This window comes from Pseudoflavonifractor phocaeensis, assembly GCF_016901735.1.
Taxonomy (GTDB): domain Bacteria; phylum Bacillota; class Clostridia; order Oscillospirales; family Oscillospiraceae; genus Pseudoflavonifractor_A.
In genome coordinates this window covers 18,599-38,289 of sequence record NZ_JACLZC010000023.1, presented here as the reverse complement: position 1 = coordinate 38,289, position 19,691 = coordinate 18,599, and the positions used below count along the sequence as shown (strand labels likewise).

At 61.6% G+C, this 19,691-nt stretch carries 35 protein-coding genes; all 35 read left to right on the top strand.

Translation table 11 applies throughout. From position 1 onward, the window contains the following. The first annotated feature begins 183 nt into the window (after positions 1–183). The 35 genes from H7U37_RS06910 to H7U37_RS06740 all read left to right on the top strand — a co-directional run bounded on the left by H7U37_RS06910 (position 184) and on the right by H7U37_RS06740 (position 19,417). On the top strand, positions 184–756 hold the full coding sequence (locus H7U37_RS06910) for an FUSC family protein (protein ID WP_204874674.1): 573 nt from the start codon (positions 184–186) through the stop codon (positions 754–756). After that, a complete protein-coding gene (aroE, locus tag H7U37_RS06905; RefSeq protein ID WP_204874673.1) occupies positions 756–1,625 on the top strand; it encodes a shikimate dehydrogenase in 870 nt (289 codons plus the stop codon). Before H7U37_RS06910 ends, aroE begins: the two co-directional genes overlap by 1 nt. 421 nt (positions 1,626–2,046) lie before the next feature. Next, positions 2,047–2,361: a 30S ribosomal protein S10 gene (gene rpsJ, locus H7U37_RS06900; protein ID WP_204874672.1), complete on the top strand. Its 315-nt coding sequence runs from the start codon at positions 2,047–2,049 to the stop codon at positions 2,359–2,361. 132 nt (positions 2,362–2,493) lie between these two features. Next, positions 2,494–3,219 carry a 50S ribosomal protein L3 gene (rplC, locus tag H7U37_RS06895; protein ID WP_204874671.1) on the top strand — a complete coding sequence of 242 codons (726 nt, stop codon included), beginning with the start codon at positions 2,494–2,496 and terminating at the stop codon, positions 3,217–3,219. Between the two features lie 20 nt (positions 3,220–3,239). Further along, a complete protein-coding gene (gene rplD / locus H7U37_RS06890; RefSeq protein WP_204874670.1) occupies positions 3,240–3,860 on the top strand; it encodes a 50S ribosomal protein L4 in 621 nt (206 codons plus the stop codon). Beyond that, positions 3,860–4,159 (top strand): 50S ribosomal protein L23, encoded by a 300-nt coding sequence (gene rplW, locus H7U37_RS06885; protein ID WP_204874668.1) that lies wholly within the window; start codon positions 3,860–3,862, stop codon positions 4,157–4,159. Before rplD ends, rplW begins: the two co-directional genes overlap by 1 nt. A 14-nt stretch (positions 4,160–4,173) precedes the next feature. Next, a complete protein-coding gene (gene rplB / locus H7U37_RS06880) occupies positions 4,174–5,007 on the top strand; it encodes a 50S ribosomal protein L2 (protein ID WP_204874666.1) in 834 nt (277 codons plus the stop codon). Between the two features lie 14 nt (positions 5,008–5,021). Then, entirely contained in the window at positions 5,022–5,294 is a 273-nt protein-coding gene (gene rpsS / locus H7U37_RS06875; RefSeq protein ID WP_204874664.1) for a 30S ribosomal protein S19, read from the top strand. 15 nt (positions 5,295–5,309) lie between these two features. Continuing rightward, on the top strand, positions 5,310–5,642 hold the full coding sequence (gene rplV / locus H7U37_RS06870) for a 50S ribosomal protein L22 (protein WP_204874662.1): 333 nt from the start codon (positions 5,310–5,312) through the stop codon (positions 5,640–5,642). 15 nt (positions 5,643–5,657) lie between these two features. After that, on the top strand, positions 5,658–6,497 hold the full coding sequence (gene rpsC, locus H7U37_RS06865; RefSeq protein WP_204874660.1) for a 30S ribosomal protein S3: 840 nt from the start codon (positions 5,658–5,660) through the stop codon (positions 6,495–6,497). Next, the gene (gene rplP, locus H7U37_RS06860; protein WP_204874659.1) at positions 6,497–6,934 is read left to right on the top strand and encodes a 50S ribosomal protein L16; all 438 of its coding nucleotides are present in this window, start codon (positions 6,497–6,499) and stop codon (positions 6,932–6,934) included. Before rpsC ends, rplP begins: the two co-directional genes overlap by 1 nt. After that, the gene (gene rpmC / locus H7U37_RS06855; protein ID WP_204874682.1) at positions 6,934–7,131 is read left to right on the top strand and encodes a 50S ribosomal protein L29; all 198 of its coding nucleotides are present in this window, start codon (positions 6,934–6,936) and stop codon (positions 7,129–7,131) included. The genes rplP and rpmC overlap by 1 nt, the downstream gene beginning before the upstream one ends. A 21-nt stretch (positions 7,132–7,152) precedes the next feature. Then, the gene (gene rpsQ, locus H7U37_RS06850) at positions 7,153–7,413 is read left to right on the top strand and encodes a 30S ribosomal protein S17 (RefSeq protein ID WP_204874658.1); all 261 of its coding nucleotides are present in this window, start codon (positions 7,153–7,155) and stop codon (positions 7,411–7,413) included. 12 nt (positions 7,414–7,425) lie between these two features. Continuing rightward, positions 7,426–7,794, top strand: coding sequence for a 50S ribosomal protein L14 (rplN, locus tag H7U37_RS06845; RefSeq protein ID WP_204874657.1), 369 nt, complete (start codon positions 7,426–7,428; stop codon positions 7,792–7,794). A gap of 16 nt (positions 7,795–7,810) precedes the next feature. Beyond that, positions 7,811–8,125 (top strand): 50S ribosomal protein L24, encoded by a 315-nt coding sequence (gene rplX, locus H7U37_RS06840; RefSeq protein ID WP_243413636.1) that lies wholly within the window; start codon positions 7,811–7,813, stop codon positions 8,123–8,125. A gap of 34 nt (positions 8,126–8,159) precedes the next feature. Beyond that, the gene (rplE, locus tag H7U37_RS06835; RefSeq protein ID WP_204874678.1) at positions 8,160–8,699 is read left to right on the top strand and encodes a 50S ribosomal protein L5; all 540 of its coding nucleotides are present in this window, start codon (positions 8,160–8,162) and stop codon (positions 8,697–8,699) included. 14 nt (positions 8,700–8,713) lie between these two features. Next, on the top strand, positions 8,714–8,899 hold the full coding sequence (locus tag H7U37_RS06830; protein WP_006573415.1) for a type Z 30S ribosomal protein S14: 186 nt from the start codon (positions 8,714–8,716) through the stop codon (positions 8,897–8,899). Between the two features lie 394 nt (positions 8,900–9,293). Beyond that, positions 9,294–9,692, top strand: coding sequence for a 30S ribosomal protein S8 (gene rpsH, locus H7U37_RS06825; RefSeq protein WP_204874656.1), 399 nt, complete (start codon positions 9,294–9,296; stop codon positions 9,690–9,692). Between the two features lie 14 nt (positions 9,693–9,706). After that, a complete protein-coding gene (gene rplF, locus H7U37_RS06820; protein WP_204874655.1) occupies positions 9,707–10,255 on the top strand; it encodes a 50S ribosomal protein L6 in 549 nt (182 codons plus the stop codon). A 14-nt stretch (positions 10,256–10,269) separates the two neighbouring features. Further along, the gene (gene rplR, locus H7U37_RS06815; RefSeq protein ID WP_204874654.1) at positions 10,270–10,629 is read left to right on the top strand and encodes a 50S ribosomal protein L18; all 360 of its coding nucleotides are present in this window, start codon (positions 10,270–10,272) and stop codon (positions 10,627–10,629) included. Between the two features lie 21 nt (positions 10,630–10,650). Beyond that, positions 10,651–11,151: a 30S ribosomal protein S5 gene (gene rpsE, locus H7U37_RS06810; protein WP_204874653.1), complete on the top strand. Its 501-nt coding sequence runs from the start codon at positions 10,651–10,653 to the stop codon at positions 11,149–11,151. Positions 11,152–11,166: 15 nt separating this feature from the next. Next, entirely contained in the window at positions 11,167–11,349 is a 183-nt protein-coding gene (rpmD, locus tag H7U37_RS06805; protein ID WP_161846491.1) for a 50S ribosomal protein L30, read from the top strand. A 13-nt stretch (positions 11,350–11,362) separates the two neighbouring features. Beyond that, entirely contained in the window at positions 11,363–11,803 is a 441-nt protein-coding gene (gene rplO / locus H7U37_RS06800) for a 50S ribosomal protein L15 (protein WP_204874652.1), read from the top strand. Further along, the gene (gene secY / locus H7U37_RS06795) at positions 11,804–13,129 is read left to right on the top strand and encodes a preprotein translocase subunit SecY (RefSeq protein ID WP_204874651.1); all 1,326 of its coding nucleotides are present in this window, start codon (positions 11,804–11,806) and stop codon (positions 13,127–13,129) included. It begins immediately after the preceding gene. Between the two features lie 20 nt (positions 13,130–13,149). Next, complete coding sequence (locus tag H7U37_RS06790; protein WP_204874677.1) at positions 13,150–13,782, top strand: adenylate kinase; 633 nt, start codon at positions 13,150–13,152, stop codon at positions 13,780–13,782. A gap of 12 nt (positions 13,783–13,794) precedes the next feature. After that, complete coding sequence (map, locus tag H7U37_RS06785) at positions 13,795–14,547, top strand: type I methionyl aminopeptidase (RefSeq protein WP_204874676.1); 753 nt, start codon at positions 13,795–13,797, stop codon at positions 14,545–14,547. A 2-nt stretch (positions 14,548–14,549) separates the two neighbouring features. Then, a complete protein-coding gene (locus H7U37_RS06780; protein WP_204874648.1) occupies positions 14,550–14,834 on the top strand; it encodes a KOW domain-containing RNA-binding protein in 285 nt (94 codons plus the stop codon). A gap of 4 nt (positions 14,835–14,838) precedes the next feature. After that, on the top strand, positions 14,839–15,057 hold the full coding sequence (gene infA / locus H7U37_RS06775; RefSeq protein WP_087259922.1) for a translation initiation factor IF-1: 219 nt from the start codon (positions 14,839–14,841) through the stop codon (positions 15,055–15,057). Positions 15,058–15,160: 103 nt separating this feature from the next. Further along, complete coding sequence (gene rpmJ, locus H7U37_RS06770; RefSeq protein ID WP_008982609.1) at positions 15,161–15,274, top strand: 50S ribosomal protein L36; 114 nt, start codon at positions 15,161–15,163, stop codon at positions 15,272–15,274. 20 nt (positions 15,275–15,294) lie between these two features. Then, complete coding sequence (gene rpsM / locus H7U37_RS06765; protein ID WP_101691682.1) at positions 15,295–15,663, top strand: 30S ribosomal protein S13; 369 nt, start codon at positions 15,295–15,297, stop codon at positions 15,661–15,663. A 13-nt stretch (positions 15,664–15,676) separates the two neighbouring features. Continuing rightward, a complete protein-coding gene (gene rpsK / locus H7U37_RS06760; RefSeq protein ID WP_204874647.1) occupies positions 15,677–16,081 on the top strand; it encodes a 30S ribosomal protein S11 in 405 nt (134 codons plus the stop codon). 17 nt (positions 16,082–16,098) lie between these two features. Next, the gene (gene rpsD, locus H7U37_RS06755) at positions 16,099–16,701 is read left to right on the top strand and encodes a 30S ribosomal protein S4 (RefSeq protein ID WP_204874645.1); all 603 of its coding nucleotides are present in this window, start codon (positions 16,099–16,101) and stop codon (positions 16,699–16,701) included. An 86-nt stretch (positions 16,702–16,787) separates the two neighbouring features. After that, the gene (locus H7U37_RS06750; RefSeq protein ID WP_204874638.1) at positions 16,788–17,741 is read left to right on the top strand and encodes a DNA-directed RNA polymerase subunit alpha; all 954 of its coding nucleotides are present in this window, start codon (positions 16,788–16,790) and stop codon (positions 17,739–17,741) included. A gap of 172 nt (positions 17,742–17,913) precedes the next feature. Next, positions 17,914–18,255 carry a 50S ribosomal protein L17 gene (gene rplQ, locus H7U37_RS06745; protein WP_204874636.1) on the top strand — a complete coding sequence of 114 codons (342 nt, stop codon included), beginning with the start codon at positions 17,914–17,916 and terminating at the stop codon, positions 18,253–18,255. Positions 18,256–18,325: 70 nt separating this feature from the next. Further along, positions 18,326–19,417 carry a PTS sugar transporter subunit IIC gene (locus H7U37_RS06740; RefSeq protein ID WP_204874634.1) on the top strand — a complete coding sequence of 364 codons (1,092 nt, stop codon included), beginning with the start codon at positions 18,326–18,328 and terminating at the stop codon, positions 19,415–19,417. The last annotated feature ends 274 nt before the right edge of the window (positions 19,418–19,691 follow it).

The window sequence follows — 19,691 nt, the reverse complement described above, 5'->3', positions numbered from 1 at the left end:
GTTGCCTTTGCTTCCCTCCTCGCGGCATAGCCGCTCGGCCTCCGCTAAAAATGTGCCACCGGCACATTTTTTAACGCTGCGGGGCCTGGCGCCGCCCGCGCAGGGCCGTCCCGGCAGGAGAATGGGAAACGGATCATTTAGTAGAGATAGCAAAATCATAGCCATAAAAGAAAGGAGGCAGACATGTCCAGACCACACCTTCCCAAGGTGGGATTGAGAACCATTAAGACCGCGCTGGCGGTGATGATCTCTTACGCGATTTTTGTGCCCTTCAATCTGATTTATCACACGGATTATGGCGGAATCTGGGGCCAGCTGGGTCCCAGCTACGCCTGTATTGCCTGCATCATCTGTATGCAGAGCTCCCTGGGACAGACCATTTATCAGGGGGTTTCCCGCTTCATCGGCGTGGCGGTGGGCGGCGCGCTGGGCATTCTGGCGCTGACGCTGGGCGAATATCTGGACCATCCGGCGGTCAAAATTGTGGTGTTGGGACTGGTCTGCGTGGCGGGCGTCTGGGTATGCCTGGTCATCAAACGGCCCACAGCCTGCGGCATGGCCTGCATTTTGCCCTGTGTCATTTTGATTACCCGGGTATCCGGCGGCGACCGGTACGCCTATGCCGCCGCCCGCATCATTGAGACGGTGCTGGGTGTGGCGGTGGCTTTTGTGGTCAACGCCCTGCTGCCCTCCCCCCAGGGAGAGGCGGAACCGCCCCAGTCTGCCGCCGACGGGCAAAAAAAGGAGAAACCGTAATGGAAGTACATCTGCAAAACACCACCCAAAAGCTCTGTGTCATCGGCGACCCGGTGGGACACTCCAAGTCGCCGCTGATCCAAAACACCATGATAAAGGCCCTGGGGCTGGATTATGTCTATCTGTGCCAGCCTGTGCCCCGGGGAAAGACGGCGGAGTGGCTGCGGTGCGCCGCTTTTTGCGGATATGCGGGTTTTAACGCCACCATGCCCCACAAGGAGGCGCTGGTGCCTCTGATGGACCATCTGGACGAGGACGCGGCCATGTACGGCACGGTGAATACAGTGGCCGTCCGTGCGGGAAGCTATTACGGCTATAATACTGACGGACGGGGATTTCTGGCCTCCCTCCATCAGGCGGGCGTGGAGACGGAAGGGAAGAAGGTGCTCGTTCTGGGAGCGGGGGGAGCCGCCAAGGCGGTGGCCCCCAAGCTGGTCCAGGCCGGTAAAGCGCGGAGCGTTTTTGTGGCAAACCGTACCGTGGAGAAGGCGGCGGCCCTCTGCGCCAAGGACGGCGCCGGACGGCTGACACCCGCCGGATTCGACCGGGATACGCTGTGCCGTTTGGCGGAAGAGGCCGACCTCGTCGTCAACTGCACCAACCTGGGGATGGACGGCACCGGCAGTCAGTTTGAGGACCTCTCTTTTCTGGAGGCCCTTCCCCCGGAGGCGGCGGTGTGCGACGTGATTTACAGCCCCGACGAGACCTGTTTGCTCCAAACGGCCCGCCGCGCCGGACACCGCACCCTCAACGGCCTGGGGATGCTCATCTGGCAGGCGATTTTTGCCCTGGAGCACTTTACGGGGGAAAAGATCGACGGGGACGCCATGCTCCCCCTGGTGCGCCAGGCCCTGCGAGAGACCCTCTGAGCCAGGATGCACAAAGAAAAAGCGGGAAAGTCCCCGGATATCGGCGGAAAGACAGAGGAAAAAGTGATACAAATTCCTTGACTTTTTGTGGGGGATATAGTATCATAGTGGAGCGCCTGAAAAGGGCGCACCTGCGATGATGCGGGAGATTGCGGCTTTGCCGGTAACTTCCGCGGAGTATGTCCGAGCTAGAATCGGGCGGCTGAGAAGCTCTGTGCATGCGTATATCGTCGTGCATGGAGAAACCGGCCTGCTTGTCGAGCCGGTTTTCTTCATGCCACGGAATGATACGCACGAAACCGTGTACAGAAGATTTCTCACCGTACGAAGCGCGCACGGAACCAGGAGAAACCGGACGCCAGCCTCTCACCAGACGCCCGGTGGAAAGCATAACTTCGTATGTTTTAAGGAGGAACACACCATGGCAGCTCAGAAAGAAATGATCCGCATCCGGCTGAAGGCTTATGATCACCAGCTCATCGACCAGAGCGCTGAGAAGATCGTTGAGACCGCCAAGCGCACCGGCGCTACCGTCTCCGGCCCCATCCCCCTGCCCACCAAGAAGGAGGTCGTCACCATCCTTCGCGCCGTCCATAAGTACAAGGACAGCCGTGAGCAGTTCGAGCGCCGCACCCACAAGCGCCTGATCGACATCATCAAGCCCTCCCCCAAGACCGTCGAGGCCCTGATGAGCCTGGAGCTCCCCGCCGGCGTCGAGATCGAGATCAAGCTGTAAGCCAAAATCCCCATTCCTTTGTTTGCACCGCAGTCCGCCGCGTTTTTGAGGCGGACGGGTCAAGTTGGCCGAGCAATGAGAGTCCAATGCTCAACTCGCCCAACCAATAACCTTTTATAAGGAGGAAAAAACATGGAAAAGGCCATTATCGGCAAGAAGGTCGGCATGACGCAGATCTTCGACGAAGCCGGCAAGGTCATCCCGGTCACCGTCATCGAGGCGGGCCCCTGCACCGTGGTGCAGAAAAAGACCGAGGAAAAGGACGGCTATACCGCCGTGCAGCTGGGCTACGAGGACGTGGCCGAGCGCAAGCTCACCAAGCCTGAGATGGGTCACCTGAAGAAGGCCGGCGTCGGCCCCAAGAAGGTGCTCAAGGAGTTCAAGCTCAGCGGCGCCGCTGAGATGAATGTGGGCGACGAGGTCAAGGCCGACGTGTTCGCCGCCGGCGACCGCGTGGACGTGACCGGCATCAGCAAAGGTAAGGGCTACGCCGGCGTCATCAAGCGTCATGGCGCCCACCGCCTGAAGGAAACCCACGGTACCGGCCCTGTGCACCGTCACGCCGGCTCCATGGGCCCCGCCACCGATCCTTCCCGTATCTTCAAGGGCAAGATTGGCGCCGGCCACATGGGCTGTGAGCAGGTCACCGTGCTGAATCTGGACGTCATCAAGGTCGACCCCGAGCTGGGTATCATCGCCGTGCGGGGCGCCATCCCCGGCCCCAAGGGCGGCGTGGTCTATCTGCGCAACTCCGTGATCAACGTCAAGGAGAAGGGCGCTGCTGCTGCGATCAGCACCAACCCGCAGAAGGCTTCCGCTCGCGTCAATCCCCAGAAGGCCTCTGCGCGTAACCGCTAAGAAGAAAGGAGAGAAACCAAATGCCTAAGGCAACTGTTGTGAACATGACCGGCGCTAAGGTCGGTGAGGTGGAGCTCTCCGATGCCATCTTCGGGATCGAGCCCAACGTGGCCGTTGTGCACGAAGTCGTGAAAAATCACCTGGCCAACTGCCGCCAGGGTACCCAGTCCGCTCTGACCCGCGCCGAGGTCTCCGGCGGCGGCATCAAGCCCTGGCGCCAGAAGGGCACCGGCCGTGCCCGTCAGGGTTCCACCCGCGCCCCCCAGTGGACCCACGGCGGTATCGTCTTTGCTCCCAAGCCCCGCTCCTACCGCTATTCCGTCAATAAGAAGGTCCGCCGCCTGGCCCTGAAGTCCGCTCTCTCCGCCAAGGCCGCCGAGGGCAACGTCATCGTTGTGGACGGCCTGAACCTGGACGAGATCAAGACCAAGACCATGAAGTCCTTCCTGGACAACCTGGGCGCCGGCAAGGCCGTGGTCGTGACCCCCGAGGTCAACGAGAACGTGGTGCTCTCCGCCCGGAACATCCCCGGCGTGGTGACCACCACCGCCAAGATCCTCAGCGTTTACGACATCGTGAACGCCAAGCAGTTCATCGTGGATAAGGCCGCCCTGGCCGTGATCGAGGAGGTGTTCGCGTAATGGCTGCCAACGCTTATGATATCATCAAGCGCCCCGTTATCACCGAGAAGTCCATGGCCCTGACCCAGGACCGGAAGTACACTTTCCTGGTGGATAAGAGCGCGAACAAGATCGAGATCGGCAAGGCCGTGGAAGAGATCTTCGGCGTGAAGGTCTCCAAGGTCAACACCATTAACATGGAGGGCAAGCTCAAGCGCACCGGCCGTTATCCCGCCGGCCGCCGTCCCTCCTTCAAGAAGGCGATCGTCACCCTCACCGAGGACTCCAAGACCATCGAGTTCTTCGAGGGCATGGTGTAAGGAGGTAACGAGAAATGGCTATCAAGACTTACAAGCCCACTACCCCCTCCCGGCGCCACATGACCGTGTCTGCCTTCGAGGGGATCGACAAGAAGGCCAAGCCCGAGCGCAGCCTGACCGAGGTCCTGAAGAAGAACTCCGGCCGCAACAGCTACGGCCGCATCACCGTCCGTCATCGCGGCGGCGGCAACAAGAAGAAGTACCGCATCATCGACTTCAAGCGCGACAAGCAGGGCAAGGCCACTGTGCTCCGCCTGGAGTACGATCCCAACCGCTCCGCCAACATCGCCCTCATCCAGTATGAGGACGGCGAGAAGCGCTATATCCTGGCCACCGTCGGCATGAAGGCCGGCCACATCATCATGACCGGCCCCGACTCCGACATCCTGCCCGGCAACTGCCTGCCCATCGCCAACATCCCCGTGGGTACCATGATCCACAACATCGAGCTCTATCCCGGCAAGGGCGCCCAGCTGGTGCGCGCCGCCGGCGAGGCCGCTCAGCTCATGGCCAAGGAGAACGGCATGGCTCAGGTCCGCCTCCCCTCCGGCGAGGTGCGCTACGTCCGCCTGGACTGCCTGGCCACCATCGGTCAGGTGGGCAACATCGAGCACGAGAACATCCAGATCGGTAAGGCCGGCCGCAAGCGTCACATGGGCTGGCGTCCCACCGTCCGCGGCTCCGTCATGAACCCCAATGACCACCCCCACGGCGGCGGCGAGGGCAAGAGCCCGGTCGGCCGTCCCGGCCCTGTCACTCCTTGGGGCAAGCCCGCCATGGGCTACAAGACCCGCAAGGGTAAGAACCGCACCGAGAAGTTCATCGTCAAGCACCGTAACGCCAAGTAAGGAGGTTGTAAAACATGTCCAGAAGCATCAAGAAAGGCCCGTTTTGCGCCCCCGAGCTGCTGAAGCGGGTCGACGAAATGAACGAGACCGGCGAGAAGAAGGTCCTCAAGACCTGGAGCCGCGCCTCCACCATCTTCCCCTCTTTCGTGGGCCACACCTTCGCCGTCCACGACGGCCGCAAGCATGTCCCCGTCTATGTGACCGAGGATATGGTGGGCCACAAGCTGGGCGAGTTCGCCCCCACCCGCACCTTCCGCGGCCACGCCGGGGCCAAGTCCGGCAAGTAAGGAGGAGAGAGATAAATGGAAGCGAAAGCTGTTCTGAAATATGCCCGCATCTCTCCCCGCAAGGTTCAGATCGTCTGCGATCTGATCCGCGGCAAGAGTGTGGCTGAGGCGACCGCCATTCTGATGGCCACCCCCAAGGCGGCCTCCGAGCTGCTGCTCAAGGTGCTCAAGAGCGCCGCGGCCAACGCCGAAAACAATCACCAGATGGACCCCGAGAAGCTGTATGTGTCCACCACTTACGCCGCCCCCGGCCCCATCATCAAGCGGATGATGCCCCGCGCCCAGGGCCGCGCCTATCGGATCAACAAGCGGACTTCTCACATCACCGTCGCGGTGAGCGAGCGCTAAGGGAGGAGGAAGAATATGGGACAGAAAGTGAATCCCCACGGTCTGCGCGTGGGTGTCATTAAGGACTGGGACTCCCGCTGGTACGCCCGCAACGAGAAGGTCGGCGACCTGCTGGTGGAGGATAAGAAGATCCGCGATTACCTGAAGAAGACCCTGTACTCTGCCGGTATTCCCAAGATCGAGATCGAGCGCGACAACGCCAAGGTGCGCATCTACCTGCACTGCGCCCGTCCCGGCGTGGTCATCGGCAAGGGCGGCGCCGACATCGAGCGCCTGCGCCTGACCCTGGAGAAGATGATCGGCAAGAGCGTGGCCCTCAACATCGTTGAGGTCAAGAATATCGACATGGACGCCCAGCTGGTGGCCGAGAACATCGCCCAGCAGCTGGAGAAGCGCATCGGCTTCCGCCGCGCCATGAAGAACGCCATGGGCCGCGCCATGCGCGCCGGCGCCCGCGGCATCAAGACCTGCGTGTCCGGCCGTCTGGGCGGCGCTGAGATCGCCCGCACCGAGCACTATCACGACGGCACCATTCCCCTGCAGACCCTCCGCGCCGACATCGACTACGGCTTCGCCGAGGCTGCCACCACCTACGGCCGCATCGGCGTGAAGGTGTGGATCTACAAGGGCGAGGTGCTCACCCAGACCCTGCGGACCACCCCCCGCACCCTGGACACCAAGAACTTCAAGGAGCGTCCTGACCGTCCCCGCCGCCGCGACGGCGACCGCCGCGGGGGCTTCCGTCAGGGTGGCTTCAACCGCAACAATAACAACACCGGCCGTCCCCAGGGCGGCTTCCGTCAGGGCGGCAACCGCCCCGCCGGCAATGCTCAGAAGGAAGGAGGCTCCAACTAATGCTGCTGCCTAAGAGAGTGAAGTACCGCCGCGTGCACCGCGGCCGCATGAAGGGCAAGGCCCTCAAGGGCAATACCGTGACCTACGGTGAGTGGGGCCTTCAGGCCACCGAGCCCAGCTGGATCACCAGCAACCAGATCGAGGCCGCCCGTATCGCCATGACCCGTCACACCAAGCGTGGCGGTAAGGTGTGGATCAAGATCTTCCCCGATAAGCCCATCACCGAGAAGCCCGCCGAGACCCGCATGGGTTCCGGTAAGGGCTCCCCCGAGTACTGGGTGGCCGTGGTCAAGCCCGGCCGTGTGATGTTCGAGATCGCCGGCGTCTCCGAGGAGGTCGCCCGCGAGGCCCTGCGTCTGGCTTCCCACAAGCTGCCCGTCAAGTGCAAGATCGTGGCCAAGCAGACCGCCGAGACCGAGATTGGTGGTGAAGAATGATGAAGGCAAATGAAGTCCGCAAGATGAGCGCTGAGGAGCTCAACAGCAAGCTGGGCGATCTGAAGAAGGACCTGTTCCAGCTCCGTCTTCAGCATGCCACCAATCAGCTTGAGAACCCCATGAAGATCGCCGAGGTCAAGCGCGACATCGCCCGAGTCAAGACCATCCTGCGCGAGCAGCAGCTCGCCGGCCGATAATAGAAGGAGGAGGAAACAAACATGGAAAACAGAACTTCTTCCCGCAAGACCAGAGTCGGCCTGGTGGTCTCCGATAAGATGGATAAGACCGTTGTGGTGGCCATCGCCGACCGTGTGGCTCACCCCTTGTATAAGAAGATCGTCAAGCGGACCTACAAGCTGAAGGCGCACGACGCCAACAACGAGTGCGGCGTGGGCGATCGCGTGAAGGTCATGGAGACCCGCCCCCTGTCCAAGGACAAGCGCTGGCGCGTGGTCGAGATCATCGAGAAGGCGAAGTAAGGAGGTGCCGTTATGATTCAGCAGGAATCCTATCTGAAGGTTGCCGACAATACCGGCGCCAAGGAGATTAAGACCATCCGTGTGCTGGGCGGCTCCAAGCGCAAGTATGGCAACATCGGCGACGTGATCGTCGCTTCGGTGCGCAAGGCCCAGCCCGGCGGCACCGTGAAGAAGGGCGAAGTGGTCAAGGCCGTCATCGTCCGCTCTGCCAAGGGTGTCCGCCGCAGCGACGGCAGCTACGTCCGCTTTGACGACAACGCCGCCGTCCTCATCAAGGAGGACAAGAATCCCCGCGGTACCCGTATCTTTGGGCCCGTGGCCCGCGAGCTGCGCGACAAGGATTACATGAAGATCCTGTCCCTGGCTCCCGAAGTGCTGTAAGGGGGTAGGTGTAAAGATGAAGAAAATGAGCATCAAGAAGGGCGACGTGGTCGTCGTCCTGTCCGGCAAGGACAAGGGCAAGCAGGGCGCCGTTCTGGAGGTCATGCCCAAGGAGAGCAAGGTCGTGGTGGAGAAGGTCAACGTGGTGACCCGCCACCAGAAGGCCCGCCGTCAGGGCGAGCAGAGCGGCATCGTGAAGAAGGAAGCCCCCATCTACGCCTGCAAGGTGCAGCGCGTGTGCCCCAAGTGCAACAAGCCCACCCGCATCGGCCACAAGGTCGAGGGCGACAAGAAGGTCCGCATCTGCAAGAAGTGCGGCGCCGAGATCTGAGAGAGGAGGAGTATAGACAATGGCTGATAAGAAAATGCCCAATCTGAAGGCGAAGTACCAGGCCGAGGTCGCTCCTGCCCTCATGCAGAAGTTCGGCTACAAGTCCACCATGCAGATCCCCCGCCTGGACAAGATCGTGGTCAACTGCGGCTGCGGCGAGGCCCGGGACAACGCCAAGGTGCTGGAGTCCGTGGTGGGCGATCTGACCAAGATCACCGGCCAGAAGGCCATCATCACCAAGGCCAAGAAGTCCGTGGCTAACTTTAAGGTCCGTGAGGGTATGCCCATCGGCGCCAAGGTCACCCTGCGGGGCGACCGTATGTGGGAGTTTGTGGACCGCCTGTTCAACGTGGCCCTCCCCCGCGTGCGCGACTTCCGCGGCATCAACCCCAACGCCTTTGACGGCCGCGGCAACTACGCGCTGGGCATCAAGGAGCAGCTGATCTTCCCCGAGATCGAGTACGACAAGATCGACAAGATCCGCGGCATGGACATCGTGTTCTGCACCACCGCTCAGACCGATGAAGAGGCCAAGGAGCTGCTGACCCTGATCGGCGCTCCCTTCGCCCGCTAAAGGAGGAGAACGTAATGGCTAAGAAGTCTATGATCCTGAAGCAGCAGGCGGAGCCCAAGTTCTCCACCCGCCGCTACAACCGCTGCAAGATCTGCGGCCGCCCCCACGCCTACCTGCGGGACTACGGCATCTGCCGTATCTGCTTCCGCGAGCTGGCTTACAAGGGCCAGATCCCCGGTGTGAAAAAGGCTTCCTGGTAAGCAGGAAAGCGTAAAATTTACGCAAGCGCCCGCGCCCGGCGTGTGAAAGCACGTCAGGCGCTTGCGTTGCGTAAATTGCTTTTTGAGCCGGTCCGGCGCGGGCGTCTGTCCCCGGAGGTTCAAAAAGTGAAATTCTCCGTTTAGGAGAAAAACCCCTGGATTGTGACGGCTCGGCTGTGAAAAATGAATAAGTGGGTCCCCACCTGGCGGGAAGGGTAGGGCATTTCTCCGAAAGTTTCGGAAAGAGACACTTTTTCCTTTTCATTTCCGGGTTTTCACGATATAATAATTCTCTGGCAGACGGTTAAAAGGTCGGAGTCCTGCAAGCTCCGATACCTTGCCGCCTTAACGGACGCCTGTAAAGGGCCCGTAACTCTAAAAGGAGGTAACACTCATGCATATCACCGATCCCATTGCGGATATGCTGACCCGCATCCGCAACGCGAACAACGCAAAGCATGACACCGTGGACGTTCCCGCGTCCAACATGAAGAAGTCCATCGCGCAGATCCTGCTGGATGAAGGCTATATCAAGAACTTCCAGCTGATCGACGACGGCACTCAGGGCGTGATCCGCATCACCCTGAAGTACAACGCCGGCAAGGAGAAGGTCATCACCGGTCTCCGCCGCGTGTCCAAGCCCGGCCTCCGCGTGTACGCTGGCGCTGACGAGCTGCCCCGCGTCATCCGTGGTCTGGGTATCGCTATCGTGTCCACTTCCAAGGGCGTCATGACCGACAAGGCCGCGCGTGCGGCTCACGTCGGCGGCGAGGTCCTTGCGTTCGTGTGGTAAGGGAGGGAGAAAGAATGAGCAGAATCGGAAGAATGCCGATCTCCATCCCCGCCGGTGTGGACGTGAAGATCGAAGACGGCAACCTGATCACCGTGAAGGGCCCCAAGGGTTCCCTGACCCGTCAGTTCCATCCCAACATGGGCATCGCGCAGGAGGAGAACGTGATCCACGTGACCCGCCCCAACGACGCCAAGGAGAACCGCAGCCTCCACGGCCTGACCCGCACCCTGCTGCACAACATGGTGGTGGGCGTGACCGACGGCTTCAAGAAGGAGCTGGACGTGAACGGCGTGGGCTATCGTGTGGCCATGGACGGCAAGAAGCTGGTCATGAACCTGGGCTTCTCCCATCAGGTCATCATGGAGGCCCCCGAGGGCATCACCATCGAGACTCCCAGCGCCAACAAGATCATCATCTCCGGCGCCAGCAAGGAGCAGGTGGGCCAGTTTGCCGCTGAAGTAAGAGAGAAAAGACCCCCTGAGCCTTACAAGGGCAAGGGTATCAAATATACCGACGAGGTCATCCGCCGCAAGGAAGGCAAGACCGGCGTCAAGAAGAAATAAGGAGGTGTGCCACTATGATCAATCGTCCCAATACCAAGGCGCAGCGGCTTAAGCGCCACAAGCGTGTCCGTTCCAAGATTGCCGGCACGCCCGAGCGTCCCCGTCTGAACGTGTTCCGCAGCGAGACCAACATCTACGCCCAGATCATCGACGATGTGGCGGGCAAGACCCTGGTCTCCGCTTCCTCCCTGGAGAAGGGCTTCGAGGGCAAGGGCTCCAACTGTGAGGCCGCCAAGAAGGTTGGCCAGACTGTTGCCGAGCGTGCCAAGGCCGCCGGCATCACCACCGTGGTCTTTGACCGCGGCGGCTATGTCTATCACGGCCGGGTCGCTGCCCTGGCTGAGGGCGCTCGCGAGGGCGGCCTGGAATTCTAATTAGGGGAGGAGAAAACGAACATGGCTAGATTTGAAAGAGAACCCAGCGAGTTCACCGAGAAGCTCGTTTCTCTGAACCGCGTCAGCAAGACCGTCAAGGGCGGTCGTATCTTCAAGTTCGCCGCCCTCATGGTGGTGGGCGACGAGAAGGGCCGGGTGGGCTTCGGTCTGGGCAAGGCCGCCGAAGTGCCCGAGGCCATCCGCAAGGGCATCGAGGATGCCAAGAAGAACATGTGCACCGTGTCTCTGTCCGGCACCACCATCCCCCACGAGGTGATTGGTGAGTTCGGCGCCGGCCGCGTGCTGCTCAAGCCCGCTGCCCCCGGTACCGGTATCATCGCCGGCGGTCCTGTCCGTGCCGTGATGGAAGCGGCCGGCATCAAGGACATCCGCGCCAAGTGCCTGCGCTCTAACAACCCCCAGAACGTGGTTTCCGCTACCTTCGCCGGCCTGAAGTCCCTGCGCAGCCCCGAGGAAGTGGCCCGTGTCCGCGGCAAGAGCGTGGAAGAGATCGTAGGTTAAGGAGGGCCGATCACAATGGCTAACATCAACATCAAGCTGGTCAAGAGCCTGAACGGCCGCATCGCCAAGCATAAGGCGACCGCCGAGGCCCTGGGGCTGCGTAAGATCGGCGACACCACCGTCCAGCCCGACAACGCCGCCACCCGCGGCAAGATCGCTCACATCGGTTACCTGCTTCAGGTGACCGAGGAGCAGTGAGGAGGTGCCCGAAATGAATCTGCATGAACTGTCCCCCGCTCCCGGTTCCAACCCCAAGGCCTACCGCAAGGGCCGCGGTAAGGGCTCCGGCAACGGCACCACTGCCGGCCGTGGCCAGAAGGGCCAGAAGGCCCGCTCCGGCGGCGGCGTCCGCGTGGGCTTCGAAGGCGGCCAGATGCCTCTGGTGCGCCGTCTGCCCAAGCGCGGCTTCAACAACATTTTCGCCAAGCGTCTGGAGATCGTGAATCTCTCTTCCCTGAACAAGTTCGAGGACGGCGCTACCGTCAACGTCTGCGACCTGCTGGAGAAGGGCATCCTCTCCAAGTGTGAGCACGGCGTCAAGGTGCTGGGCAACGGCACTCTGGAGAAGAAGCTCATCGTACGCGCCACCGCGTTTTCCGCCTCCGCCAAGGAGAAGATCGTTGCGGCGGGCGGAAAGTACGAGGTGATCTAAGTGATCGAGACGGTACGCAACGCCTGGAAGGTGCCTGATCTGCGCAAGAAGATCCTCTTTACCATCTTTGCGCTTCTGGTCTTCCGGCTTGGTTCCGCGGTGCCCGTCCCCTTCATCAACACTGAGGCGCTGGCCAATCAGATGACGCTGATGAGCGGCACGATCTTTGGTCTGCTGGGCACCATGAACGGAACCGCCTTCTCCCACGCGACGGTGTTCGCGCTGGGCGTGCAGCCCTATATCAACAGCTCCATCATCGTGCAGCTGCTGACCGTCGCCATCCCCGCTCTGGAGCGGCTCCAGAAGGAGGGCGGCGAAGAGGGCCGCAAAAAGATCGCCGCCATTACCCGTTATGTCACCGTGGCCATCGGCCTGCTGCAGGGCTTTGGCTACTACACGCTGATCAACAGCAACACCTATAACATCGTGGACACCACCGGCGTGCCCAGCTGGTGGGCGGCCATCGTCATCATCCTGACCTTTACCGCCGGCTCCGCCTTTGTCATGTGGCTGGGTGAGCAGATCACCGAGTTCGGCATCGGCAACGGCATCTCCATCATCCTGTTTGCCGGCATCCTGTCCCGTGCGCCCACGATGATCTGGAGCATGATCTCCGGCGTGCAGACCTGGATGAAGGACCCCACCAGCAGCAGCGCGCTGCATCCCGTGGTGGTGCCCGCCATCATCATCGGTATGCTGCTGCTTGTGGTGTTCGTGGTGTTCATCCAGAACGCTGAGCGCCGCGTGCCCGTCCAGTACGCCAAGCGCGTGGTGGGCCGCAAGATGTACGGCGGTCAGTCCAGCCACATCCCCCTGAAGGTGAACATGAGCGGCGTGATGCCCATCATCTTCGCCCAGGCCATTGCCTCCCTGCCTGCCACCATCGGCATGTTCGTGCCGTCCGCGCAGACCGAGGGCAGTGCCTGGAACACCTTCCTGAAGATCTTTGACACCACCGGTATCGTGTATATCGTGGTGTACTTCCTGCTGATCCTGGGCTTCAGCTATTTCTATTCCACCATGCAGTTCAATCCCATCGAGGTGGCAAACAACCTCAAGAAGAACGGCGGCTTTATCCCCGGCTTCCGTCCCGGCAAGCCCACCGCCGACTTCATTGCCAAGGTGCTTAACAAGATCACCTTCTTTGGCGCCATTTACCTCTCTGTGATCGCCATTTGTCCTCTGGTCATTGGCGGCATCATCGACAACTCCACCCTTGCCATCGGCGGTACTTCCGTCATCATTGTGGTGGGCGTCGCGCTGGAGACGGTCAAGGCCATGGAGGCCCAGATGCTGATGCGGCATTATAAGGGCTTCCTCGAGTAAGCGAGGCGAACAGCATGAGTATGAAGCTGATTCTTTTGGGTGCGCCCGGCGCCGGTAAGGGCACCCAGGCCGAGATCATCAGCCGTAAGCTGAACATCCCGACCATTTCTACCGGCAACATCCTCCGTGCCGCCGTGAAGGCCGGGACCTCCGTGGGTCTCCAGGCCAAGTCCTACATGGAGGCGGGCAAGCTGGTCCCCGACGATGTCATCATCGGCATCCTGGAGGAGCGGCTGGCTCAGGAGGACTGCGCCGACGGCTTTATCCTGGACGGGGTGCCCCGCACCATCGCCCAGGCCGAGGCTCTGGAGGCGGCGGGCATTCAGGCTGACGGCGTCCTCTCGCTGGAGATCGCCGACAGCGTCATCGAAGCCCGCATGACCGGCCGGCGTACCTGCCACAGCTGCGGCGCCACCTACCATGTGGTAGCCAACCCTCCCAAGGCGGAGGGGGTGTGCGACGCCTGCGGCGGCGCGCTGGAGCAGCGGAAGGACGACCTCCCCGAGACGGTGAAGCACCGCCTGGAGGTCTACCACAGGGAGACCGAGCCGCTGAAGGATTTCTACCAGGCCAGAGGGGTCCTGAAGATCGTGCCCGATATGGGCGGGATCCAAGAGACCAGCCATAAAATCCTGGAACTGCTGGGGAAGTGACCGTCGATGGAAATGATTTCTCTGAAATCGCCCCGTGAGATCGAGTTTATGCGCCGGGCCGGGCGGCTGACCGCCCAGGCCCGGGCGCTGGCCGGTTCCATGGTGCGTCCCGGGATCTCCACCCTGGAGATCGACGCGGCGGTGCGCAAGTTCATCGTCCGTCACGGCGGCCGGCCCTCTTTTCTGGGCTACGGCGGCTTCCCAGGTTCGGCGTGCATCTCCATCAACGACGTGGTGATTCACGGCATCCCCGACCATCGGAAGCTGGTGGAGGGCGACATCGTCAGCATCGACGTGGGCGCCTGCCTGGAGGGCTTCCATGGGGACTGCGCCGCCACCTTTGCCTGCGGCCAGATCTCTCCCGAGGCTCAAAAGCTCATCGAAGTAACGGAGCAGAGCTTCTGGGAGGGCTTCCGCATGGCCAAGCCGGGCAACCGGGTCTATGACATCTCCCGGGCAGTGCAGAAGCACGTGGAGGCCAACGGCTTTTCCGTGGTGCGCGACTTCGTGGGCCACGGCGTGGGGATGCATCTCCACGAGGCGCCGGAGGTGCCCAACTTCGGGCCCGCCGGCCACGGTCCCCGGCTTCAGCCGGGCATGACCATCGCCGTGGAGCCCATGGTGTGCGCCGGCGACTGGCGGGTGAAGGTCCTGAAGGACAAGTGGACCACCGTCACGGTGGACGGCTCCCTGGCCGCCCACTATGAGAACACCATCCTCATCACCGACGGGGAGCCGGAAGTGCTCACCGATCCGGGAGAGTAAGCATGGTCATTGACTACACCGGTTGGATCGTGCGCTCCGACGCCGGACACGACAAAGACGGCATCTTCTGTGTGCTGGGCCAGGAAGCGGGACTGCTGCTCCTGGCCGACGGGAAGAGACGGAAGGTCTCCAACCCCAAGAAGAAGAAGGCCGCCCATGTGACGGTGCTGAATCGGGGCGGTTATCTCTCCCCCGCCATCCAGCGGATCGGCATGGGAGAGCCGGTGACCGACAGAGCACTCAGGAGGGCGCTGGCCGCTTTCCGAGAGGAATTAAGGAGGGTATGACGCTTTGGCAAAAGACGATATGATCGAAGTGGAGGGCGTCGTGGTTGAGTCCCTTCCCAACACCACGTTCCGCGTGGACATCGGAAACGGCCACATCATTCTGGCGCACATCTCCGGCAAGCTGCGGATGAACTTCATCCGCATTCTGCCCGGCGACAAGGTGACGGTCCAGATGTCTCCCTACGATGTGACCCGGGGAAGGATCACCTGGCGCAGCAAGTAAGAACAGTTGGGCGGCCCCCATCGCGGCCCCCATTTCAGAAAAAGACGGCGTGCAACCGGCACGCCCTCAAGAGAGCCCGCAGGCTATCAGGAGGTAAACGACTATGAAAGTGAGACCGTCCGTGAAGCCCATGTGCGAAAAGTGCAAGGTCATTAAGCGCAAGGGCAAAGTCATGGTTATTTGCGAAAACCCCAAGCACAAGCAGAGACAAGGTTAATTAGGAGGTGCTGAAACAGTATGGCACGTATTGCTGGCATTGACCTGCCGAAGGATAAGCGCATTGAGATCGGCCTTACCTATATCTTTGGCATTGGGCGCACCAGCGCCAATAAGATCCTGGCCGAGACCGGTATCAACCCCGACACCCGCGTGAAGGACCTCACCGACGAGGAGGAGGCCAAGCTGCGTGAGTGCATCGCGCATAACTATACCGTGGAGGGCGACCTCCGCCGCGACGTTGCGATGGACATCAAGCGTCTGACTGAGATCGGCTGCTACCGCGGCCTCCGTCACCGCAAGGGCCTGCCCGTCCGTGGCCAGCGCTCCAAGACCAACGCCCGTACCCGCAAGGGTCCCAAGCGCACCGTCGCCAACAAGAAGAAGTAAGGAGGGATAAGCAATGGCTACTGCTGCTAAGACCGGCAAGAAAGTGGTGCGTAAGCGCCGCGAGCGTAAGAACGTTGAGAAGGGCCAGGTGCATATCCGCTCCTCCTTCAACAACACCATGGTTACCGTGACCGACATGGGCGGCAACGCCCTGTCCTGGGCCTCCTCCGGCGGCCTGGGCTTCCGCGGTTCCCGTAAGTCCACCCCCTTCGCCGCCCAGACCGCCGCCGAGACCGCCGCCAAGGCCGCCATGGAGCACGGCCTGAAGACCGTCGAAGTGTACGTGAAGGGCCCCGGCGCCGGCCGTGAGGCTGCCATCCGCGCTCTGCAGGCCGTGGGCCTGGAGGTCACCCTCATCAAGGACGTGACTCCCATCCCCCACAACGGCTGCCGTCCGCCCAAGCGTCGTCGTGTGTAAGAGAAGGAGGAACGTAAATGGCTAAGAATATGCAGCCCATCGCCAAGCGCTGCCGTGCGCTGGGCATTTCTCCCGCCACCATGGGCTATGCCAAGAAGGAGAGCAACCGCAATCCCGGCGGCCAGATGCGCCGCAAGAAGAGCGAGTACGCCACCCAGCTTTCTGAGAAGCAGAAGGTCAAGTTCGTGTACGGCATCATGGAGAAGCAGTTCCGGATGTACTACGAGAAGGCCACTCGCATGACCGGTAAGACCGGCGAGAACCTGCTGATCCTGGTGGAGCGCCGCCTGGACAACGTGGTGTACCGCCTGGGCTTCGCCATGACCCGCCGTGAGGCCCGTCAGCTGGTGAACCACGGCCACTTCACCGTCAACGGCAAGCGGGTGAACATCCCCTCTTACCTGGTGAAGGAGGGCGACGTCATCGAGGTCGCCGAGAAGAGCCGCGCTTCCGTGAAGTTTAAGCGTCTGACCGGCGAGGACGCCCCCACCGTGCTGCTGCCCCAGTGGCTGGAGCGCGAGAAGAACTCCCTGAAGGGCACCGTCACCAAGCTGCCTGTCCGTGCGGATGTTGATATGCCCATTGAGGAGCACCTCATCGTCGAGCTGTACTCCAAGTAATCAGGCGCGTACCCTCGATATACTGGTGAGCTGTAAAACCAGGCGGCGGGCTGCCCGGCCCGCCGCCGCATGAAGGAGGGTAACACATGGTAGAAATCGAGAAGCCGCGCATTGAATGTGTGGAGAATCCCGGAGACGGCTCTTACGGCAAGTACGTGGTGGAGCCCCTGGAGCGGGGATACGGTACGACGCTGGGCAACTCGCTGCGGCGCATCCTCCTCTCTTCGCTGCCCGGAACGGCGGTCACGTCCATCAAGATCGCCGGCGTGCAGCACGAGTTCACCACCATCCCCGGCATCAAGGAAGACGTGACCCAGATCGTGCTCAATGTCAAGAGCATCGTGGCCAAGCTCCACTGCGAAGGGGTCAAGACCGTCTATATTGAGGCCAGCGGTGAGTGCGAGGTGACGGCCGGCGATATCAAGGCCGACGGTGAGGTGGAGATCCTCAACCCCGACCTGCACATCGCCACTCTGGGGCCGGACGCCAGCCTGAATATGGAGCTGACGTTCTCCCACGGTCGGGGCTACGTGTCCGCCGACCGGAACAAGCCGGCTCAGACCGTCATCGGTCTCATCCCGGTGGATTCCATCTACACGCCTGTGCGGAAGGTCAACTACACCGTGGAAAACACCCGTGTGCGCGACCTCACCGACTTCGACAAACTGACGCTGGAGGTGTGGACAAACGGTACCATCACCGCCCGCGACGCCGTCAGCCTGGGCGCCCGCATCCTGTGCGACCACTTCGTCCTCTTCACCGATCTCTCCGAGACCATGGGCTCCAAGTCCACGGTGGTGGAGAAGAGCGAGACCCAGCGGGACAAGGTACTGGAGCTGACCATCGAGGAGCTGGACCTGTCGGTCCGTTCCTTCAACTGCCTCAAGCGGGCCAACATCAACACGGTGGAGGACCTGATCTCCAAGACCGAGGACGAGATGATGAAGGTGCGCAACCTGGGCCGCAAGTCCCTGGAAGAGGTCATCAACAAGCTGGCCATGATGGGTCTGTCCCTGGCCAGCGAGGAGAGCGTCAACTAAAGGACGCGTTTTTGGGGAGCAGTCCGGGGGCAAGTAACGTCCCCTCCCGGATACGCCGACGCGATGCCCGGTCCCAAGGGCCGGGCGCTTCCCGGAGTACAGACGGCTGTCTGTCTCAGGACGAATTTACACTGGATTTCGCCGCGCGAAATACCGTTAGGAGTTGACTGTCATGTCCGGAAACCGTAAACTGGGCCGTCCCACTGACCAGCGCATGGCTATGCTGCGCGCTATGACCACCTACCTGCTGGAGAATGGTCAGATCAAGACCACCCTCACCCGCGCCAAGGAAGTGGCTCCCCTGGCTGAGAAGATGATTACCCTGGCCAAGAAGTCCAACTTGGCTGCCTACCGGCAGGCGCTGTCCTTCCTCACCAAGGAGGACGTGGCCAAGAAGCTGTTTGACGAGATCGGCCCCAAGTACGCCGAGCGCAACGGCGGTTACACCCGCGTTGTCCGCATCGGGCCCCGCCGCGGCGACGCCGCCGAGATGGCGATCGTCCAGCTGGTGTAAGCAATGACAGAAACAAGCGCCTCTCCCACACGGAGCGGCGCTTTTTCTGTATTCCAAAGAGGTGATTGAATTGGATCGACTGCGCGCCTTCCTGAAACGGAAGGACATTGAAATCTCCGCCCAGCGCTACGGCATCGGAGCGTTGGGCGCTATGGCCCAGGGCCTGTTCTGTTCGCTGCTCATCGGCACCATACTGGATACGCTGGGCAAACAGCTGGGCATTGACGCGCTGGTCACGGTGGGCGGCTACGCCTCGGCCATGAGCGGCCCGGCCATGGCCGTGGCCATTGGCTACGCCCTGCACTGTCCGCCCATGGTGCTCTTCTCCCTGGCTACGGTGGGCTATGCCGCCAACGCCCTGGGCAGCGTGACGCTGGAGGGCGGCAAGGGGGCCGGCGGTCCGCTGGCGGTGCTTTTTATCGCCATCATTGCCGCGGAATTCGGCAAAGCGGTCTCCAAGGAGACCAAAATTGACATCCTGGTCACGCCGCTGGTGACCATTTTGGTGGGCGTGGGCCTGTCGGCCTGGTGGGCGCCCGCTCTGGGGACCGCCGCGTCGTCGGTGGGGAATATCATCATGTGGGCCACCGAGCTCCAGCCCTTCCTGATGGGCATTGTGGTGTCGGTGGTCATCGGCATCGCCCTGACGCTGCCCATCTCGTCGGCGGCCATCTGCGCGGCCCTGAGTCTGACGGGTCTGGCCGGCGGCGCGGCGGTGGCGGGCTGCTGCGCCAACATGGTGGGCTTTGCGGTGATGAGCTTTCGGGAAAACCGCTGGGGCGGACTAGTGAGCCAGGGCCTGGGCACCTCCATGCTCCAGATGGGCAACATCGTGCGCAATCCCCGCATCTGGACGCCGGTGATCCTCACTTCGGCCATTACAGGGCCGCTGGCCACCTGCCTTTTCCAGCTCCAGATGAACGATCCCGCCGGCGGCGTGGCCTCCGGTATGGGCACCTGCGGCCTGGTGGGCCCCATCGGGGTCTATGCCGGCTGGGTGGCCGACGTGGCAAGCGGCGTCAAGAGCGCCATTACGGTCTGGGACTGGGCGGGGATGCTCCTCATTTGTCTGGTGCTGCCCGCCGTGCTGAGCTGGGCTTTCGGCCTCTTTTTCCGCAGAATCGGCTGGATCAAAGAGGGAGACCTGAAGCTGGAAGAGTGAAGAGGAGATAGGGGCACACATTGTGCGTCCGCTATCCCCCTTCCAAACATGTGGGACATGCGGGCGACCACAAGGGTCGCCCCTACGAGAATACACCGCGCAGGGAAAGCGGAGGCCCCAGACCATTTTTACTGGTCTGGGGCCATTTTTTGCGTGTTTCAGGTCTGTTTAGACAACCGAACCGAGCGCTTTATGAAAGCTTTCTTTGCCGTCCAAATCTGCACATACTGTGGAACGAGCGCTCTATGAAAGCTTTCTTTGCCTACTTTCTTTC

Bases quoted from the DNA above. Each gene is read 5' to 3' on its own strand.
- H7U37_RS06910 (WP_204874674.1), top strand. From the start codon at position 184: ATGTCCAGACCACACCTTCCCAAGGTGGGATTGAGAACCATTAAGACC.
- aroE (WP_204874673.1), top strand. From the start codon at position 756: ATGGAAGTACATCTGCAAAACACCACCCAAAAGCTCTGTGTCATCGGC.
- rpsJ (WP_204874672.1), top strand. From the start codon at position 2,047: ATGGCAGCTCAGAAAGAAATGATCCGCATCCGGCTGAAGGCTTATGAT.
- rplC (WP_204874671.1), top strand. From the start codon at position 2,494: ATGGAAAAGGCCATTATCGGCAAGAAGGTCGGCATGACGCAGATCTTC.
- rplD (WP_204874670.1), top strand. From the start codon at position 3,240: ATGCCTAAGGCAACTGTTGTGAACATGACCGGCGCTAAGGTCGGTGAG.
- rplW (WP_204874668.1), top strand. From the start codon at position 3,860: ATGGCTGCCAACGCTTATGATATCATCAAGCGCCCCGTTATCACCGAG.
- rplB (WP_204874666.1), top strand. From the start codon at position 4,174: ATGGCTATCAAGACTTACAAGCCCACTACCCCCTCCCGGCGCCACATG.
- rpsS (WP_204874664.1), top strand. From the start codon at position 5,022: ATGTCCAGAAGCATCAAGAAAGGCCCGTTTTGCGCCCCCGAGCTGCTG.
- rplV (WP_204874662.1), top strand. From the start codon at position 5,310: ATGGAAGCGAAAGCTGTTCTGAAATATGCCCGCATCTCTCCCCGCAAG.
- rpsC (WP_204874660.1), top strand. From the start codon at position 5,658: ATGGGACAGAAAGTGAATCCCCACGGTCTGCGCGTGGGTGTCATTAAG.
- rplP (WP_204874659.1), top strand. From the start codon at position 6,497: ATGCTGCTGCCTAAGAGAGTGAAGTACCGCCGCGTGCACCGCGGCCGC.
- rpmC (WP_204874682.1), top strand. From the start codon at position 6,934: ATGAAGGCAAATGAAGTCCGCAAGATGAGCGCTGAGGAGCTCAACAGC.
- rpsQ (WP_204874658.1), top strand. From the start codon at position 7,153: ATGGAAAACAGAACTTCTTCCCGCAAGACCAGAGTCGGCCTGGTGGTC.
- rplN (WP_204874657.1), top strand. From the start codon at position 7,426: ATGATTCAGCAGGAATCCTATCTGAAGGTTGCCGACAATACCGGCGCC.
- rplX (WP_243413636.1), top strand. From the start codon at position 7,811: ATGAAGAAAATGAGCATCAAGAAGGGCGACGTGGTCGTCGTCCTGTCC.
- rplE (WP_204874678.1), top strand. From the start codon at position 8,160: ATGCCCAATCTGAAGGCGAAGTACCAGGCCGAGGTCGCTCCTGCCCTC.
- H7U37_RS06830 (WP_006573415.1), top strand. From the start codon at position 8,714: ATGGCTAAGAAGTCTATGATCCTGAAGCAGCAGGCGGAGCCCAAGTTC.
- rpsH (WP_204874656.1), top strand. From the start codon at position 9,294: ATGCATATCACCGATCCCATTGCGGATATGCTGACCCGCATCCGCAAC.
- rplF (WP_204874655.1), top strand. From the start codon at position 9,707: ATGAGCAGAATCGGAAGAATGCCGATCTCCATCCCCGCCGGTGTGGAC.
- rplR (WP_204874654.1), top strand. From the start codon at position 10,270: ATGATCAATCGTCCCAATACCAAGGCGCAGCGGCTTAAGCGCCACAAG.
- rpsE (WP_204874653.1), top strand. From the start codon at position 10,651: ATGGCTAGATTTGAAAGAGAACCCAGCGAGTTCACCGAGAAGCTCGTT.
- rpmD (WP_161846491.1), top strand. From the start codon at position 11,167: ATGGCTAACATCAACATCAAGCTGGTCAAGAGCCTGAACGGCCGCATC.
- rplO (WP_204874652.1), top strand. From the start codon at position 11,363: ATGAATCTGCATGAACTGTCCCCCGCTCCCGGTTCCAACCCCAAGGCC.
- H7U37_RS06790 (WP_204874677.1), top strand. From the start codon at position 13,150: ATGAAGCTGATTCTTTTGGGTGCGCCCGGCGCCGGTAAGGGCACCCAG.
- map (WP_204874676.1), top strand. From the start codon at position 13,795: ATGATTTCTCTGAAATCGCCCCGTGAGATCGAGTTTATGCGCCGGGCC.
- H7U37_RS06780 (WP_204874648.1), top strand. From the start codon at position 14,550: ATGGTCATTGACTACACCGGTTGGATCGTGCGCTCCGACGCCGGACAC.
- rpmJ (WP_008982609.1), top strand. From the start codon at position 15,161: ATGAAAGTGAGACCGTCCGTGAAGCCCATGTGCGAAAAGTGCAAGGTC.
- rpsM (WP_101691682.1), top strand. From the start codon at position 15,295: ATGGCACGTATTGCTGGCATTGACCTGCCGAAGGATAAGCGCATTGAG.
- rpsK (WP_204874647.1), top strand. From the start codon at position 15,677: ATGGCTACTGCTGCTAAGACCGGCAAGAAAGTGGTGCGTAAGCGCCGC.
- rpsD (WP_204874645.1), top strand. From the start codon at position 16,099: ATGGCTAAGAATATGCAGCCCATCGCCAAGCGCTGCCGTGCGCTGGGC.
- H7U37_RS06750 (WP_204874638.1), top strand. From the start codon at position 16,788: ATGGTAGAAATCGAGAAGCCGCGCATTGAATGTGTGGAGAATCCCGGA.
- rplQ (WP_204874636.1), top strand. From the start codon at position 17,914: ATGTCCGGAAACCGTAAACTGGGCCGTCCCACTGACCAGCGCATGGCT.